Source organism: Chryseomicrobium palamuruense (assembly GCF_042649045.1).
GTDB lineage: Bacteria > Bacillota > Bacilli > Bacillales_A > Planococcaceae > Chryseomicrobium > Chryseomicrobium palamuruense.
Genome location: NZ_JBHSEF010000009.1, coordinates 304609 through 320179 on the forward strand (window position 1 = coordinate 304609; position 15571 = coordinate 320179).

Genomic DNA, 15571 nt, shown 5'->3' on the forward strand with positions numbered 1-15571 from the left:
TTATCAGTATAATTCATTATTACCAATTCGTCACTAAGAGATTGAATGATATGTTACAAAAGTTCTAGGTAAGTGGTAAATGAAATATAGAAAATAGGCAGGGGGAATCGAAATGAATTCACAACGTTGGAAAGGGATTGTTTTAATCATTACAGGTGCCATGTTATGGGGAGCAAGTGGTCCTATGATGGAATGGCTCCTAGAACACTATGCGATGTCTGTACCTTTCTTCCTGACGCTTCGCCTATTGATTGCCGGTGCGCTTGTCTTACTGTCACTGAGGTTGACGAAAAAGCCGGTCTGGCGAATCTGGAAGGACCGGGCGTGGCGCATCCGCCTGATGATCTTCGCAATCTTTGGGATGCTAGCGGTTCAATACACGTTTGTAGCAGCCATCCATGCCAGTAACGCGACGGTCGCGACGCTCATGCAATTTATAGGTCCCGTCTACATTATTCTTTTTGTGTCCTGGACAGTGCGGAAGTTTCCTCCCGTCTATCAAGTCATAGGAATGCTCGGAACGTTTGTTGGTCTTTTCTTCTTATTAACGGGAGGTCAGGTCGGAAAACTTGCGATATCAGGAGAAGCGCTCTTTTGGGGCATTGCAGTCGGACTTGCTTTCGCGTTTTATACCGTCTATCCTGCCAGATTGATGGCGGAGTGGGGTGTGCTCCTTGTGGTCGGTTGGGGTATGGTGATTGGGGGCGTCATTCTCGGAATCGTTTCCGGGGTATGGGCTTCCGATGAGTGGCACTTCTTGACGAACCCGACTGTCATCTGGATGTCTCTCGCCATTATAGTTGTAGGAACTCTGGCATTCGTCTTGTTTTTATCCAGTATGAAATACATAACGGCTGTAGAAACTAGTATCTTATCCAGCGTCGAACCACTGACCGCGATGGTCGTCTCCTTTTTCTGGTTCAGCCAAGTATTCGGTGGATTGCAGTACCTCGGCATGATTATTATGCTCCTATTTATCACCTGGTTGACGATTGCGGGAGAAAAACAATCAGAACATTGAGACTTGTTTTATAAACAGGCTGTGGCATAATTAGAGAAGTGATTAATTCGTATACCGAAGAATTTTGAGGTGCAGCATGAAAACCATACTTTCTTATTTGAAGCCGTACAAATGGCTCGTCGTTCTAGCGCTCTTCTTGATGCTGCTGGAACTGGCAGTAGAGCTTGTGCAGCCACTTCTCATTGCCAAGATTATTGATGACGGAATTCTAGCAAACAACCCTCAAGTGATCATTGAACTGGGGATCTGGATGGTCGCGATTTCGTTCCTTGCGTTTTTCGGTGCCCTCACCAATACAGTGATCGCGTCCCATATCGTTCAGAGCTATGGATATGATATTCGAATGGCGCTCTTCCGGAAGGTACAAGACTTTACAATGACAGCGTTTCTAAGGTTCCCGAACGCAAGCTTGATTACGCGTTTAACGACAGATGTCACGATGACACAAAACGTCATCTTCATGGGGCTGCGTATTATGCTCCGTGCGCCGCTCCTTGTATTCGGTAGTATTATCATGGCGTTTATCGTGAATCCAGCACTTGCGATTTATCTCGTGATTGGGTTTCCGTTCCTGCTCGTGTTTATGTACTGGATGAGCCGCAAAGGGATGGCGATGTTCTCACGCGTCCAAAAAGCGCTTGACCGCTTGAACCGTCAGATTCAGGAAAACTTGCAGGCAGTCCGGTTGATCAAAGCTTACCTACGCGGACGTTACGAGGCGGACCGGTTCAACACTGTAGCGGATGAGTTACGCAACGTCAACGTGACTGCTTTCCGTATCATGGAATTTATTTTACCGGTGCTCCTTCTTGTGATGAACATCAGTTTGCTGGCCGTGCTATGGTTCGGAGCAGATCTGGTCAACACAGGAGAAGCGCCACTTGGTGACCTGGTCGCGATCGTCAACTACGTCATGCGTATGACGGGTGCGTTCTCGATGTTTGCGTTTATCATTATCTTCTTCTCTCGCGCCAAAGCATCAAGTGAGCGGATGGAAGAAGTGTTATTGGTGGATGAAGACCTAGAAGTCGGACTAGACGCTGGGAAACTACCGCGCCGTGCTTTTGGAGAAATTGAGTTTGACAATGTCTCGTTCCGGTATCCGAATACGAAGGAATGGGTACTTGAAAATGTGTCCTTCCGTCTAAAATCCGGAGACAAGCTCGCTGTCATGGGCGCCACCGGAGCAGGAAAGTCGACACTCTTTAACTTGATTCCGCGCTTCTTTGAGGTCACGCGCGGGACAATCAAAGTGGACGGAGTAGCGATTGAACAGTGGCCACTCCGTGAACTTCGCGAAACAATCGGCTATGTGCCCCAACAGTCGGTTCTCTTTACTGGGAGTATCCAGGAGAACTTAGGGTGGGGAGATACAGAAGCGGAAGAAGAGCTTCTCGTCGATGCTGCCCGTAAAGCGCAGATCCACTCGTCGATTGAAGATTTCCCGAATCAATACCAGACGCGAGTCGGTCAAAAAGGCGTCAACTTGTCAGGTGGACAGAAACAACGTCTATCCATTGCTCGTGCCATTGTACGACGTCCGGAAATTCTCCTATTAGATGACAGTACAAGCGCACTCGACATCAACACGGAAAATGCGCTGTGGGAAGCGCTCGAAATCGAGTCCGCAACGATGCTTGTCATTACACAAAAAATCCGTACAGCACGAGGTGCAGACGCTATTCTGTTACTCGATGATGGAAATGTAGCTGGTTTCGGCTCGCACGAAGAGCTCCTACAAACGTCCGAACTCTATAGAGCCATCGCAGAATCACAGCAGGAAGGGGGCGATGAGCATGAACTTCTTTCGTAAACCCTTCGGCTATGAACCGATTTTAACTAAAGAAGACATCAACGGCACATCGGAAAAGAAAGTTGACAAAGCCTCCGATTGGAAGTCCGTCCTCTACCGCATCTGGCAATTTGTCGATGAACAGCGGCTCTTATTAATTGTTGTATTATTGCTAGTCCTTGTATCGTCGGTCCTCGCACTTGTAGGGCCGTACTTAGTCGGAGGCATCATTGACGATTACATCACCAGCCGCGACCTCGGTGGGTTATCGACGATTATCATCTGGCTCGCTCTCATTTATGTCGGCTGGTCGGTCAGCTTATATCTCCAGAACTTTTGGATGATTGGGATTGCCCAACAAACGATCTACCGTCTTCGAACGACGTTGATCGGACATTTGCAAAAGCTTCCGGTATCGTTCTTTGATAAACGTCAGCACGGTGAACTGATGTCCCGTGTAACAAACGATATTGAAAACGTCAGTCAAACGCTAAATACGTCCTTTATTCAAGTGTTCTCGAGTATCTTGACGCTTGCTGGGACAACGCTTGTCATGTTGCTGTTAAGCCCGCTGATGACAGTCATTACGCTCACAATTGTGCCTGTTATGTTTATTGCCATTCGCTGGATTACGAAGCGAACGTCAAAACTTTTTAAAGAACAACAAAAAGCAGTCGGTGAATTGAACGGAATGATTGAAGAGACAATTTCCGGACAACGCATTGTCAAAGCATTCTCTCAAGAAGACCGCATGATGGATGAGTTCTCTACGAAAAGCAACCGTCTCCGCAATACCGGATTTTGGGCATTGACCTATTCCGGATTCATCCCGAAAGTCATGAACTTACTGAATAACTTAAGTTTCACGATGGTCGCTGCCGTCGGGGGTATCTTGGCATTCTATGATCAGATCTCGATTGGTGAGATTGTCATCTTTACCGAGTATGCCCGTCAGTTTACGCGTCCATTGAATGACCTTTCCAACCAATTCAACACGGTCCTTTCCGCGATTGCAGGCGCTGAGCGTGTCTTTAAAATCATTGATGAAGATTCCGAAGAGGATACAGGACGGAAAGAGAACGATGTGGCACTGAAAGGTCATGTCGAATTGAAAGACGTTGTGTTCCGCTATAACAAAGAAGAGTCGCATCCGATCATCGACCACGTGTCATTTGAAGTGCGACCTGGTCAGACTGCCGCACTTGTTGGGGCAACTGGAGCTGGGAAAACAACGATTATGCAGCTACTTGCCCGTTTTTATGAAGTCGATGAAGGGGCTATCTTGATTGACGGGATTCCGATCCAAGACATTCCACGCCACACACTTCGTGCGCAGATGGCATTTGTGCTCCAGGATCCGTTCCTATTTGAAATGTCCGTCATGGAAAACATACGCTACGGAAAATTGAATGCAACGGATGAAGAGGTCATTGAAGCGGCCAAACAAGCGAATGCACATGAATTTATTATGAAGTTATCGGATGGCTATCACACGGTTCTGACAGGAGACGGCGGTGAGATTTCCCAAGGCCAGAAGCAGTTGTTATCGATTGCACGTGCCCTCGTCGCTGATCCAGCCGTGTTACTACTTGACGAAGCGACGTCAAGTATCGATACGGTCACCGAGATGAAGATTCAAGAGGCACTGGAACGTCTGATGGAAGGCCGGACAAGCTTTGTCATTGCTCATCGATTGAATACTGTGCGTCAAGCTGATATGATTTTTGTAATGGAGCACGGACATCTCGTGGAAGGTGGTCCGCAAAAGCAGCTCCTTGAACAGAAAGGGCGCTATTACCAAATGCTCATGTCTGGAAAGGAAGAAAACGAATGACCGAAGATTTACTCGTCGTGTCAACACCCGTTGACCTCGAAACGTGGGAAGAAATCAGTGAACTCGTAGCCGCCGCATCAGCCAAGGATAGTATCAGTTACGCACGTATTTTTAGCGTTGAGAATTTAAAAGATCCGCATTATTATGGGTTTTGTATTTTAGCGTACCACTCAGAAACCGATGAGTTGGTTGGCTTTGCTTCTGCAGTGGACCCGCTTAACACACGTGATTACGAGTGGAGCATCATGGTTCACCCGGACAAGCGCAGCAAGGAGCTCGGCGTTCGCATTTACGAGCGTCTAGTGGAGGAGTTCGAGAAACGTGACTTCATGTCCCAAACGGCGATGAACGCATCAAACAGCCCTCACTCAGCGGCGTTCCTTAAGAAACTTGGGTATCAGTATGCCTACTCGGAACGGACGATGAAGGCCCTCCCGAAAGCTGTGGAGATGGATGAAGGTCTACGAATCGAGAAGTACCGAGAAGACCAGGACCGTGAGACGTTAGAGGGCATTATTGAAAATGCGTTCGGGGATTCGAAAGAAGAAGTAGAAGCCTTGATTGAGTTCACTCAGTATGCGCCGAACCGTCAATTTTTCCTCGCTTGGGGGGAAGATACGGCACTCGGAGCCATGACGATCGTTCACGAACACGAAAAAATCTGGGTCACAGCTCTTGCCGTGCATTCGATGGCACGGGGCCAAGGAGTCGCAAGCAACCTGCTTCGTTTTGCGCAGCAGTATGCGTTTGACCAAGGCGTCAAGTCCATCTATTTGGACGTCGAGACAGACAACGAACAAGCGCTTTCCATTTATGAGCGCGTCGGATTCCAGACAGTGAATCATACGAAGTATTGGAAATTGACATGAACGGAGAGCACCTTTTCTTAGCGGAAGAGGTGCTTTTTGACGATTTAGATGTGGAGAACGCTCGTTCAGAAACCGTGAGCTAATACGGGGGCTCCAAAAATGCGCACTTTGCATTTCTGGAGGTCACGGATTAGTGAAGGGGTTTCTAGCGTTCGCAACTCGATAATGCTAGATGTGAAGAACGCTCGCTCCCTTTGCCTCAATGGCCGCGATGGCATTTGGCATGGATTTCAAGCCTGCGCAACTCGATATCACTAGATGTGGAGCCACCTGCTCCAGAAACTCCGAGAAAATCAGGCGTGCCCAATGAGGCGTCCTTTGCCTCAATGGGTGCGAATGATTTTAGAGTGTGTTTCTAGGTGGCGTAACTCGATAAGGAGGATGTTACCAATGAAGATTTTCGCACATAGAGGCTGTTCTGGAGACTATCCAGAAAATACACTCGCCGCATTTCGTGCCGCACGAGAACTTCCTATTGAAGGAATCGAACTGGATGTACATTTATCGCGTGACGGCGAGCTCATGGTTATCCATGATGAATCAGTCGACCGGACAACAGATGGTTCTGGCTTTGTAAAAGACATGATGAGTGAAGAACTGCGCATGTTGGATGCAGGCATTTGGAAAGGGGAGGCGTTTGCAAATGAACGTATCCCGTTTTTATCAGAAGTGTTGGAGCTGTTTAAAGACACAACGCATGTTGTAAATATCGAATTGAAATCGGATATCTTCCCGTATGAAGGCATGGCGGACCGCGTGTTAAGACTCGTAGATACGTTTCAGATGCGCGACCGTGTAATTCTGTCATCCTTCGATCACGAGACAATTGCGTACGTCGCGAAAATCTACCCGGATGTGGAAACGGCTGCGTTGACAATGGAAGTACTTATGGACGTTCCTGCATATTTGAAACGCCTAGGCGTTTCGTCTGCACACGTATTCTTCCCAACCGCGTTTCGTCGTATGGGGCACGAGCTGAAAGCAGCGAACTACCCGGTGCGCGCATACACAGTGAACGAAGTGGCGTACGCTGATATGCTACGCAAAGTAGGCATTGATGCTATTTTTACGGACTATCCGGAACGGTTTTTGTAGAGGGGATTATCAGAATGGCAGGTAGTGAGGCGGGTTGCGGGGAAGAAGTGAGGAATGGACCGGGTAGAGATCTTGAATGGACCGGGTAGGAACTTCCAATGGACCTGGTAAAGTCATCGAATGGATCTCTCCCTAACCAACTGAAAACGGCACATGACAAGTAACCTGTCATGTGCCGTTTCTATGTGGTTACCACTTTGCTTTATGTTCTTCGACGCTACCTAGCATGTGGGAAATGGTTAACTGGCCATAGCCTTCTACATCAATGGTTCCGTGGAAGTACCCGAACATCTGATGAACTGCCGAGTGCACAAGCTTCATGTTTGTTCGCGCAATTCGTTCAAAAAATGGCGTGAATGTCAGGTTCACATCCGAGGAAAACTTCGTCTTCAATGTCCATGGCTTCATATAGTTGGTTGTATCATATGTAAATAGTACATCTTCACTGATTTTATAGAGCTTTCTGTCAATAAACACGGCGTTTTCCGTCATCCCTGTCCCGTCCGTCCACTTGCCGCCAAAATTTAAGCCGACTCGTTTGTTGCCGATACGTTGGGAAGCAAAACCCCAATTCCATGCCGCTTCATGTGGCCAGATGCCGCGTCCGTAATCGAGCACTGCGAAGTTTTCTTGCCCGTCAAACGTGTAGCGGGTCTCTCCGTGCTCCACAAATCCGGAAGTTGGGAGTGTATGGTGCTTGGCGGTGAACTGGAAATGTTTGCGGTCCCATGGAATGACCACGTTCAAGGACTCCTGATTTTCCGGATGATCGATTTGGATCGTCGCCTTTAAGGATTCCCCTTCAAAGTCCGGAATGGAGACGAGGAGATGTGTGCGATTTTCTTTATGTATGAACTGAAGCTTCATTTCTTTCGATGAAGCTTCTATTTGAATGTAACACCTCTTCAGGCATTTGAATGCTTCGTGCCATAGGTAATGTGACAGTCTTTTCAATCAAACGTCCGGATTCATAATGGAAGAGGTAGACGAAACAGACGGCTGCATAATCCATATGACTGATGGTGGCAGAAAATAAAATTTCCTCGCCAAACACACACCAGTAGTTCCACTTTTTCTTGCGCAAATAGTTGCCGCTCAAGTTCGCTGTGATGAGTGGAGCTGCTGCATAGCCGATGGCCTGTGGATTCAAATGACCCTTTGCGTCACATAGGTTCACCGGTGCAGTCAATACGGGTTCTTTATGCTGTTTCGCCATGTCCGTCACCTCGCATTAGTTGTATGATAACTGTATCATATTTCCAGAATAGAGATGTGTCGAAATTTTTAATTGTTATACCATAGAGTCGCTAAAGTTCCTTGACCTGCATGGACTGCAAGCACTGTTGAAATATCCCCAACCACAATTTCTGTGCCTGGAGCGACAGAACGAAGCGATTCCGCAAATTCATTCGCTTCGTCTTCACAGTTTCCGTGCATTAAGTATATCTTTTTGATGGTGTTCTTTTGGTGGGACGCTTGGACTTTATCGAGAAGTGCTTGTTTAGCTTTCTTTAAAGAACGTACTTTTTCGCCTTCATTTAATTTTCCGTTAGGAGCGATATGGATGATTGGCTTGATTTTTAGTAAATTCCCTAAGTAGAATTGAGCACTACTTAAGCGCCCGCCGCGGTATAGCTGATCAAGAGCCCCTATCAAGATATAGTTCTCAAAATCCTTTACACGTTGACGTAATGCTACGGCAATTTCTTCTGCAGATTTCCCAGCTGTTTGCATCTCAATGCCTTCTTCTATCAGATGCGTGATTCCAGCTGAAAGAGAATGAGAGTCGACCAGGTGAACGTTGATTTCCGCAATTTCTGCCCCGCTCTTCGAAGAAGCAAATGTACCACTTAGTTCGTTTGATAGGTGGACGGCGATAATCTCATCATAAGTCTCATTTAAAGTTTCGTAGAGCTTCGCGAACTCTCCAGCAGCTGGCTGTGATGTCTTTGCTTTTTCTTTGTCTTTCGCTAGACGTTCGTAGACTTCCGTCTTCGTAATCGTGACTTCATCGGCATATGTTTCTTGGTCAAAATGAATGGACAACGGCACGATGTGCACATCCGGGTTGTTCTTTAAAGTTTCTGAAGGAAAAACACTGCTGTCTGTGACCCAAGCGATTTTTGTCATATGTGATAGACACTTCCTTTTCATTATTCTATGAATAATAATTATATCATGATGTCATTCAAAATAACTTAAAATTATGAAGATTTCTTGCGCCACCATCGTTCGTTCCAAGAATCCTGTGTATCAAAGTAATGACGCCAAAGGATGATGCCTACAATAAGGGAAAAGATGAGGAATAGGTCTATTTTTCCTATCCATAAAAAGTAAATGGGGTATACTAAAAATGCTATATTCATCGAAAGAGTAGCACTACGTAAAATAGCGAACAGAATGAGGAAGACCACAGCTAAATAAGCAAACGCGAATGGGTTGAAAGCAAGGCTGGCTCCCACAAAAGTTGCAATGCCTTTGCCGCCTTTCCCTTTTAGCCAAAATGGATAGAGATGTCCAAGGATCGCAAAGAGAAACCCTAGGGAAACCCAAAGCGGACTTAGGTCAAGCCACCTCCCAAGTAGAATGATAAGTGCGCCTTTTCCGCCATCTCCTAAAAAAGTCAGAAGAAAGGCGCCTTTGCCAAGGACGGTACCTGCGTTACGGGCACCTAAATTTCCGCTTCGTTCGGCCCGCAAATCGCCCCCTTTCCACTTTCCAACAAACCACGCCGTCAGCACACTTCCGGCTAAATAACAGGTGACTAAATAGAGTGCAATGATCATACGGAATTCCCCCTTACTTCTAGTGTATCATATGGTGATTGTGTGTATGAATTTGGTACAATAGAGGGAGTTCGGATGAAGGAGAGAATACCAATGAATGTACGTGAAGCAATTGAATCGAGACGCTCGATTAAGAAGTTTAATGGCCAGCCGGTCACAAAAGAGCAAGTAGTAGAAATTGTTCAGGCAGGGACATGGGCACCAAACCACGGGACGCGGGAGCCTTGGCGTTTAGTAGGGGCGGCAGGAGGGAAGATGGATCGTATCGTGGACGCGATCAAAGAGGTAGCTTTTCCGAAGTGGCGTGAGATGAGTGGAGAGGAGCTTGACGTGGCGCTTGCGAAATTCCGTTTGCCGGGTGCTGTGTTATTTGTTGTGGTTCCTGAGGATGCGCGTCAGAAGGAGCGTTTAGAGGACTTCGGTGCGGTGAGTGCGATGATTCAGAACATGCAGCTTGCGGCGTGGGAGATGGGCATCGGCTCGTGCTGGAAGACACCACCGTTCATTGACCACCCGAAATTCCGCTCTACGCTAGGCATCAAGCCAGGCGAACGCATCATCAGCATGTTGCAACTCGGCCACTTCGACGAAGCGCCGAAAGCGAAAGAGCGCAAGCCAGCGGAAGAAATCGTGACATTTTTTGAGTAAATAAAGGAAGCTAGGGCTGCAAGTTTATATGCGGCACCTAGCTTTTTTGTATGGAATGTATTTGAACTAAATCTCCATATAAATAGAATTCTTTCAAGTCATCATGAATCGTCTCAAAACCTTCGCTTTTCTGAGGGAGCACACCCAAGCCTCCTCCGGGTTACCCAAAGCTACGCTTTGCTCCCCCGTGTGGGGTCTCGGTCGCACTCTGAACCTCTAGAAGTCTTCGGTTTTGATCCAATTCATTCTCTTGTATTGCTAATTGAATAATGAATCTAACAACCGATCCAATCGATAACCGAGGGGCGGACCGTGTCGCGAAACGTGTCGCAAAGAAAAAAGGGCCACCCCATGCTATATACCCTGCATGGAGCGCCCCTAATTTTTTACTTCTTCAACTCGTCCGGCGTGAACTTCGCCATTTTCTCATAGTAGTTACCGATGACACGAAGACCTTTGTCGAAGTTCTCAAGATGGAAGTGCTCGTTCGGCGCATGGAAGTTCTCGGACGCTAAGCCGAAGCCCATAAGGACAACAGGCAATCCTAAGATTTCATCAAATGACGCGACGATTGGAATCGAGCCGCCGCCACGAACATACGCTGTCGGAACATTGTATACTGCCTCGTAGCTGGCACCCGCTGTTTGAATCGCTGGGTGGTCATATGGCGTGATAAATGGTTTTCCTTTGTCGAACTCAGAAACCGTCACTTCGACGCCATGTGGTTTATTTGCTTCCACATGCGCTTTGAGTTTCGCCACGATCTCATCCGGATCTTGGTCTGGAACAAGGCGGCAAGTGATTTTTGCACCGGCTTCGTTCGGAAGAACTGTCTTGATTCCTTCACCAGAGAAGCCACCAAATACTCCGTTGATTTCGAGTGTTGGGCGAGCCCATACACGCTCAAGATGGGTGAATCCTGGTTCTCCAAATAGAGCAGGCACCTTTAACTCTTCTTTTAATGCCACTTCATCAAATTCAAGTGCTGCATACGCCGCCCGTTCTTCTTCTGAAAGTTCACGAACGTTCTCGTAGAAGCCGTCGACTTGGATCGTGCCTTCCTTGTCGCGGAACGAAGCTAGAAGTTCCACGATTGCGTGAAGAGCATTTTGGACGCCTCCTCCGTAAAGTCCGGAGTGAAGGTCGCCTTTCGCCCCTTTTACGTCGATTTGAATTCCTGCAAGACCACGTAGACCGTAACATACCGCCGGTTGGACAGGACCTTGCATGCCTGTATCTGAAATGACGATGACGTCTGCTGCGAGAGCGTCTTTGTTTTCTTCGACATATGCATCAAGATTCGGGCTACCGATCTCTTCTTCGCCTTCGATCAAGAACTTGATGTTGACCGGAAGTACGCCGGTTTCTTTTAGAAGCGCTTCTACTGCTTTGACGTGCATGAACACTTGGCCTTTGTCGTCACTTGCTCCGCGTGCAAAGATTTTGTTGTCACGGACTGTTGCTTCGAACGGAGCTGTCTCCCATAAGTGAAGCGGATCAACAGGCTGCACGTCATAATGGCCGTACATTAAAATAGTGGGCTTGCCGGGAGCGTGTAACCAGTCCGCGTATACGACCGGATGCCCTGCAGTTTGGTCAATCTTCACGTTTTCAAGACCAGCTTGTCGCATCGATTCGGCTAACCATTCCGCTCCTTTTTTCATGTCTTCTTTGTGTTCAGATAGAGATGAAATACTTGGAATAGCTAAGAATTCTTGAAGTTCAGCTAAATGCGTAGCGCGGTGATTTGTGAAGAATTTGTCAAGTTGTGGTGAATGCATCGAATCCCTCTTTCTTGGTATGTAAGATAGGTCTAGTATAGCAAACTTTCAAAAAACAAGTAGTTTCACACCATGAAAAAGTCGACTTATGGTATGATAAATTCATCGAAAATTTTGAGCGTTACTTAATAGGAGGAAACAACAACTAATGGAATTTGTCTATCTAGGCATCTGTTTAGCACTGTCCTTTTTCTTTTCGGGCAGTGAAACCGCATTAACAGCAGTAAATAGGATGAAGGTCCAGCTTCGGGCTGAGCAAGGGGATCGTGCGTCACAAAATCTTCTCATGCTCCTGTCTAAGCCGGACCGAATGATTACCACCATCCTAATCGGAAACAATATCGTGAATATCGCGATGCCGACGTTATTGACGATTATCGCATTATATTATGGATGGGACATTGCAGTTGCAACGGCTATCCTGACTGTCTTAATTATTATCTTTGGAGAAGTATTACCAAAAACGATTTCGGTGACGTTTTCAGACCGAATTGCTTACTTGGTATTTCCAATCATCGGGGTACTTGTTTATATCTTGCGCCCGATCACATTCCTACTTGCCCAACTGACCAATGTTTTTATCCGCATCCTGTCAAAAGGTGCTGTGAAAGAAGCGACACTGACAAAAGAAGAACTTCGTTCGATGGTCGATATTGCGTCAACAGAAGGAACGTTTGAAGAAGCAGAATCGGAACGTTTAAAAGGTGTACTCGATTTCCCACATAAAGATGTAGAAGATGTACTGGAAACGCACCGGACGGAAATCGTTGGGATTCCTACGACGGCAACTTTTGAAGAAGTCCGCGCAATTATTTTAGATAATAATTACACGCGATACCCTGTGTATGAGGAAAGCATGGATGAAATCATCGGAATGTTCTACTCGAAATTGTTCATTGAGTGGACAATGAACCCGAGCCGTCCATTTGAAGAGTTCATTGATCGTGAACCGTTATTCGTCGTGAAGTCACTCAGCGTTGAGAAAGTGTATAAGCAAATGCTTGCAAAGAAAAAACATATGGCCATCGTTCTGGATGAATACGGTGGAACACTAGGAATTGTCACGCATGAAGACATCATTGAGGAAATGATTGGGCAAGAAATTGAAGATGAGACGGATGAAGGGGAAGAGCCGCTCGTGTATGAGCATACGGCAGAACGCCTGGTATGTGCCGCTCGTTTTGAAATCGAAGACTTCAATCATTTGATGGAACTGGATATTGAAACAGAAAACGAGACCATCGGTGGATTTATTATGGAGATCCTCGGTCACGTGCCGGACGAGGGCGAACGTGTTTCGTATGATGACTTGATGTTTGAAGTCAACGAAATGGACCGTAACCGAATTGTGAAATTGACGGTGACTCGTCAACCAAAAGAAGAAGTAACAGAAGAAAACCTAGCCAACGCGTAAGCGTCGCTAGGTTTGTTTTTTGTCTTATTACACACTTGTAATGTTTCTGAAAGAAGACTCGATGGTTCGTAAGGTTGTTGTCTGCGATGATAAGGGTACAAAGAAATGAACCGGAGGGGAACAACCATGCCGACAATTGAAACAGTCTACCAAGAACATAATCGCCAAATCTACTACCTATGCCTTAAGTTGACGAAAAATCCTGCAGAAGCAGAAGACTTGATGCAAGATGTGTGGATGAAAGTGGTTTGTTCCCAAGCGTATTTGGAAAACGTCGATCATGTGAAAGCATGGTTGACAACTATTACAATGAACACGTTCCGCGATAAGTACCGCAAAGATGTCCGTCGCAGCAAGCATATGGTCATTCAACCAGATCAGCTCGACGTATCCATTCTCGACTTGATTGCAGCGGACACGTTGCCGATTGATGAGCAACTTGCGAAAGAAAATGTCAGTGAGATTATTCAAGAGAAACTGGGACAACTCGACGCAATCTATAGTAAAACGGTCTTCTACTTCTACGTGAAGCAGTTGTCTCTAGTTGAAATTGCTGAATTGATGAAAGTATCTATTGGTACCGTGAAGTCTCGCTTATTCCGTGCGAAACAACGATTACGTGAACTTATTCTTAAGGACGAAGACATGGCAGAAATGTTGCTCGTTTATTAAAAAAAGACGCATTCCTCTACAATAGGGGAATGCGTCTTGATATTTATTATGAATGGACCTACTACTTTATTCGCTTTTCTCTTCCACAAACTCTTCACCCGTCGAGAACCATTCTTCTACATTCCAGACTTTCGTGACGAGACCTTCGTAAAAATCAGGTTCGTGAGAGACGAGGATGATGGTGCCTTTGTATTCACTCATTGCCCGTTTTAGTTCTGCTTTCGCTTGTACGTCTAAGTGGTTTGTGGGCTCATCAAACAGCATCCAGTTGCTTTCATCTAACATCAGTTTACAAATACGAACTTTCGCTTGTTCGCCTCCGCTTAAACTCGACATTGGACGAGAGATGTGGTCATTTTTCAGACCTGTACGAGCAAGAGCCGCCCGGACTTGGTTCTGATCCATGCCTGGGAAGGCACCCCAGACGTCATCGATCGGTGTGATGTTACCTGGTTTCACTTCTTGTTCGAAATACGCCGGAACTAAGAAGTCTCCGCGACTTACTTTTCCTTTCAGGGCAGGCACTTTTCCGAGCATCGTCTTAAGGAGCGTGGATTTCCCGACTCCGTTCATTCCGACAAGCGCAATCTTTTCTCCACGTTCAATCGTAAATGTAAGTGGCGGCAGTAAGGGCTTATCATACCCAATAACCAAATGGGCGGCTTCCACGACATAACGGCTTGAACCGCGTGCTTCTTTAAAGCTGAATTGTGCTTCTTGCGCCGTTTCCGGACGGTCGATACGCTCAATTCGGTCGAGTTGTTTCTGACGCGATTTCGCGCGACCTGTAGTGGAGTATCGTGCTTTATTTTTCGCAATGAACTGTTCTTGCTTCTTAATGAAGTCTTGTTGTTTTTCATACGCATCGATGTGCTGACGCTTATGTAGTTCGGCAAGTTCAATGAACTTCTCATATGTGGCTGTATAGCGCGTGAGCTTCGAGAACTCCAGATGGAAGATGACGTCCGTCACTTCGTTCATGAATTCTGTATCATGCGAAATCAGCATAAATGCGTGTGGATAATTCTTTAAGTAATTTGCAAGCCATGAGACGTGTTCTTCGTCCAGGTAGTTGGTCGGCTCATCGAGTAGTAATACTTTTGGTTTCTCTAAAAGCAGCTTCGCCAGAAGAACTTTTGTACGCTGTCCGCCGGATAACGCATCAACGCGTTTTTCAAGTCCAATGGCGTCCAGACCAAGGCCACGTGCCACGTCTTCAATCTTTAAATCAAGCGTATAAAAATCACCTGCATCAAGGGCATCTTGGATTTCTGCCATCTCATCCAGCAGTTTCTCGAGTTCCTCCGGAGAGGCTTCGGCCATTTGCATCCCAATGTCATTCATGCGTGTTTCTTTTTCATAAAGCGGAAGGTACGCATCTCGCAAGGTATCCATCATGGAACGTCCTGGTTGCAAGCGCGTGTGCTGATCAAGATAACCATAGTGCGTACCTGGAAGCCACTCCACTTTTCCTGCATCATGCACAAGTTCCCCTGTGATGATGGACATCATGGTTGATTTACCTACTCCGTTTGCTCCGACAAGTCCTACATGTTCGCCTTCCACAAGACGGAACGACACATCCTTGAAGAGCGTGCGGTCGCCAAAGGAATGGCCTAAATTATCGACTGTTAATAAACTCATTTTGTTTCCTCTATT

Annotated in this window: 12 protein-coding genes and 1 pseudogene; 8 read left to right on the top strand and 5 right to left on the bottom strand. The window is 46.5% G+C overall.

The features are described 5' to 3' along the window. The first annotated feature begins 112 nt into the window (after nt 1-112). The 5 genes from ACFO0S_RS03025 to ACFO0S_RS03045 all read left to right on the top strand — a co-directional run bounded on the left by ACFO0S_RS03025 (nt 113) and on the right by ACFO0S_RS03045 (nt 6611). Nucleotides 113-1021, top strand: a complete 909-nt coding sequence (locus ACFO0S_RS03025; protein WP_378140040.1) for an EamA family transporter — start codon at nt 113-115, stop codon at nt 1019-1021. A gap of 76 nt (nt 1022-1097) precedes the next feature. Next, nucleotides 1098-2834 carry an ABC transporter ATP-binding protein gene (locus tag ACFO0S_RS03030; RefSeq protein WP_378140042.1) on the top strand — a complete coding sequence of 579 codons (1737 nt, stop codon included), beginning with the start codon at nt 1098-1100 and terminating at the stop codon, nt 2832-2834. Next, nucleotides 2818-4647, top strand: coding sequence for an ABC transporter ATP-binding protein (locus tag ACFO0S_RS03035; RefSeq protein ID WP_378140044.1), 1830 nt, complete (start codon nt 2818-2820; stop codon nt 4645-4647). The genes ACFO0S_RS03030 and ACFO0S_RS03035 overlap by 17 nt, the downstream gene beginning before the upstream one ends. After that, the gene (locus ACFO0S_RS03040; protein WP_378140046.1) at nt 4644-5516 is read left to right on the top strand and encodes a GNAT family N-acetyltransferase; all 873 of its coding nucleotides are present in this window, start codon (nt 4644-4646) and stop codon (nt 5514-5516) included. The genes ACFO0S_RS03035 and ACFO0S_RS03040 overlap by 4 nt, the downstream gene beginning before the upstream one ends. Before the next feature lie 390 nt (nt 5517-5906). Beyond that, nucleotides 5907-6611: a glycerophosphodiester phosphodiesterase gene (locus ACFO0S_RS03045; RefSeq protein WP_378140048.1), complete on the top strand. Its 705-nt coding sequence runs from the start codon at nt 5907-5909 to the stop codon at nt 6609-6611. 189 nt (nt 6612-6800) lie between these two features. Here the strand turns inward: ACFO0S_RS03045 and ACFO0S_RS14810 are convergent. The 3 genes and pseudogenes from ACFO0S_RS14810 to ACFO0S_RS03065 form a co-directional block, all read right to left on the bottom strand. Continuing rightward, nucleotides 6801-7827, bottom strand: a pseudogene (locus tag ACFO0S_RS14810) (DUF2804 domain-containing protein). A 68-nt stretch (nt 7828-7895) separates the two neighbouring features. Beyond that, on the bottom strand, nt 7896-8741 hold the full coding sequence (locus tag ACFO0S_RS03060) for a DegV family protein (protein ID WP_378140051.1): 846 nt from the start codon (nt 8739-8741) through the stop codon (nt 7896-7898). A 74-nt stretch (nt 8742-8815) separates the two neighbouring features. Next, nucleotides 8816-9397 carry a glycerol-3-phosphate acyltransferase gene (locus ACFO0S_RS03065; RefSeq protein ID WP_378140053.1) on the bottom strand — a complete coding sequence of 194 codons (582 nt, stop codon included), beginning with the start codon at nt 9395-9397 and terminating at the stop codon, nt 8816-8818. A 93-nt stretch (nt 9398-9490) separates the two neighbouring features. On the opposite strand from ACFO0S_RS03065, the gene ACFO0S_RS03070 reads away from it, so the two are divergent. Continuing rightward, entirely contained in the window at nt 9491-10045 is a 555-nt protein-coding gene (locus tag ACFO0S_RS03070; protein ID WP_378140055.1) for a nitroreductase family protein, read from the top strand. A gap of 386 nt (nt 10046-10431) precedes the next feature. On the opposite strand, the gene ACFO0S_RS03075 is transcribed toward ACFO0S_RS03070, so the two are convergent. After that, on the bottom strand, nt 10432-11826 hold the full coding sequence (locus tag ACFO0S_RS03075; protein ID WP_378140057.1) for a dipeptidase: 1395 nt from the start codon (nt 11824-11826) through the stop codon (nt 10432-10434). 148 nt (nt 11827-11974) lie between these two features. Here ACFO0S_RS03075 and ACFO0S_RS03080 point away from each other — a divergent pair, with 148 nt between their 5' ends. Next, nucleotides 11975-13240 (top strand): hemolysin family protein, encoded by a 1266-nt coding sequence (locus tag ACFO0S_RS03080; protein WP_378140059.1) that lies wholly within the window; start codon nt 11975-11977, stop codon nt 13238-13240. Nucleotides 13241-13366: 126 nt separating this feature from the next. Next, entirely contained in the window at nt 13367-13912 is a 546-nt protein-coding gene (locus ACFO0S_RS03085) for an RNA polymerase sigma factor (protein ID WP_378140061.1), read from the top strand. 66 nt (nt 13913-13978) lie between these two features. On the opposite strand, the gene ACFO0S_RS03090 is transcribed toward ACFO0S_RS03085, so the two are convergent. Beyond that, nucleotides 13979-15556: an ABC-F family ATP-binding cassette domain-containing protein gene (locus tag ACFO0S_RS03090; RefSeq protein ID WP_378140063.1), complete on the bottom strand. Its 1578-nt coding sequence runs from the start codon at nt 15554-15556 to the stop codon at nt 13979-13981. Between the last annotated feature and the right edge of the window lie 15 nt (nt 15557-15571).

Excerpts from the sequence above, each read along its gene's own strand:
- ACFO0S_RS03030 (WP_378140042.1), top strand. The coding sequence starts at position 1,098 with ATGAAAACCATACTTTCTTATTTGAAGCCGTACAAATGGCTCGTCGTT.
- ACFO0S_RS03060 (WP_378140051.1), bottom strand. The coding sequence starts at position 8,741 with ATGACAAAAATCGCTTGGGTCACAGACAGCAGTGTTTTTCCTTCAGAA.
- ACFO0S_RS03080 (WP_378140059.1), top strand. The coding sequence starts at position 11,975 with ATGGAATTTGTCTATCTAGGCATCTGTTTAGCACTGTCCTTTTTCTTT.
- ACFO0S_RS03090 (WP_378140063.1), bottom strand. The coding sequence starts at position 15,556 with ATGAGTTTATTAACAGTCGATAATTTAGGCCATTCCTTTGGCGACCGC.
- ACFO0S_RS03035 (WP_378140044.1), top strand. The coding sequence starts at position 2,818 with ATGAACTTCTTTCGTAAACCCTTCGGCTATGAACCGATTTTAACTAAA.
- ACFO0S_RS03085 (WP_378140061.1), top strand. The coding sequence starts at position 13,367 with ATGCCGACAATTGAAACAGTCTACCAAGAACATAATCGCCAAATCTAC.
- ACFO0S_RS03025 (WP_378140040.1), top strand. The coding sequence starts at position 113 with ATGAATTCACAACGTTGGAAAGGGATTGTTTTAATCATTACAGGTGCC.
- ACFO0S_RS03040 (WP_378140046.1), top strand. The coding sequence starts at position 4,644 with ATGACCGAAGATTTACTCGTCGTGTCAACACCCGTTGACCTCGAAACG.
- ACFO0S_RS03045 (WP_378140048.1), top strand. The coding sequence starts at position 5,907 with ATGAAGATTTTCGCACATAGAGGCTGTTCTGGAGACTATCCAGAAAAT.
- ACFO0S_RS03070 (WP_378140055.1), top strand. The coding sequence starts at position 9,491 with ATGAATGTACGTGAAGCAATTGAATCGAGACGCTCGATTAAGAAGTTT.
- ACFO0S_RS03075 (WP_378140057.1), bottom strand. The coding sequence starts at position 11,826 with ATGCATTCACCACAACTTGACAAATTCTTCACAAATCACCGCGCTACG.
- ACFO0S_RS03065 (WP_378140053.1), bottom strand. The coding sequence starts at position 9,397 with ATGATCATTGCACTCTATTTAGTCACCTGTTATTTAGCCGGAAGTGTG.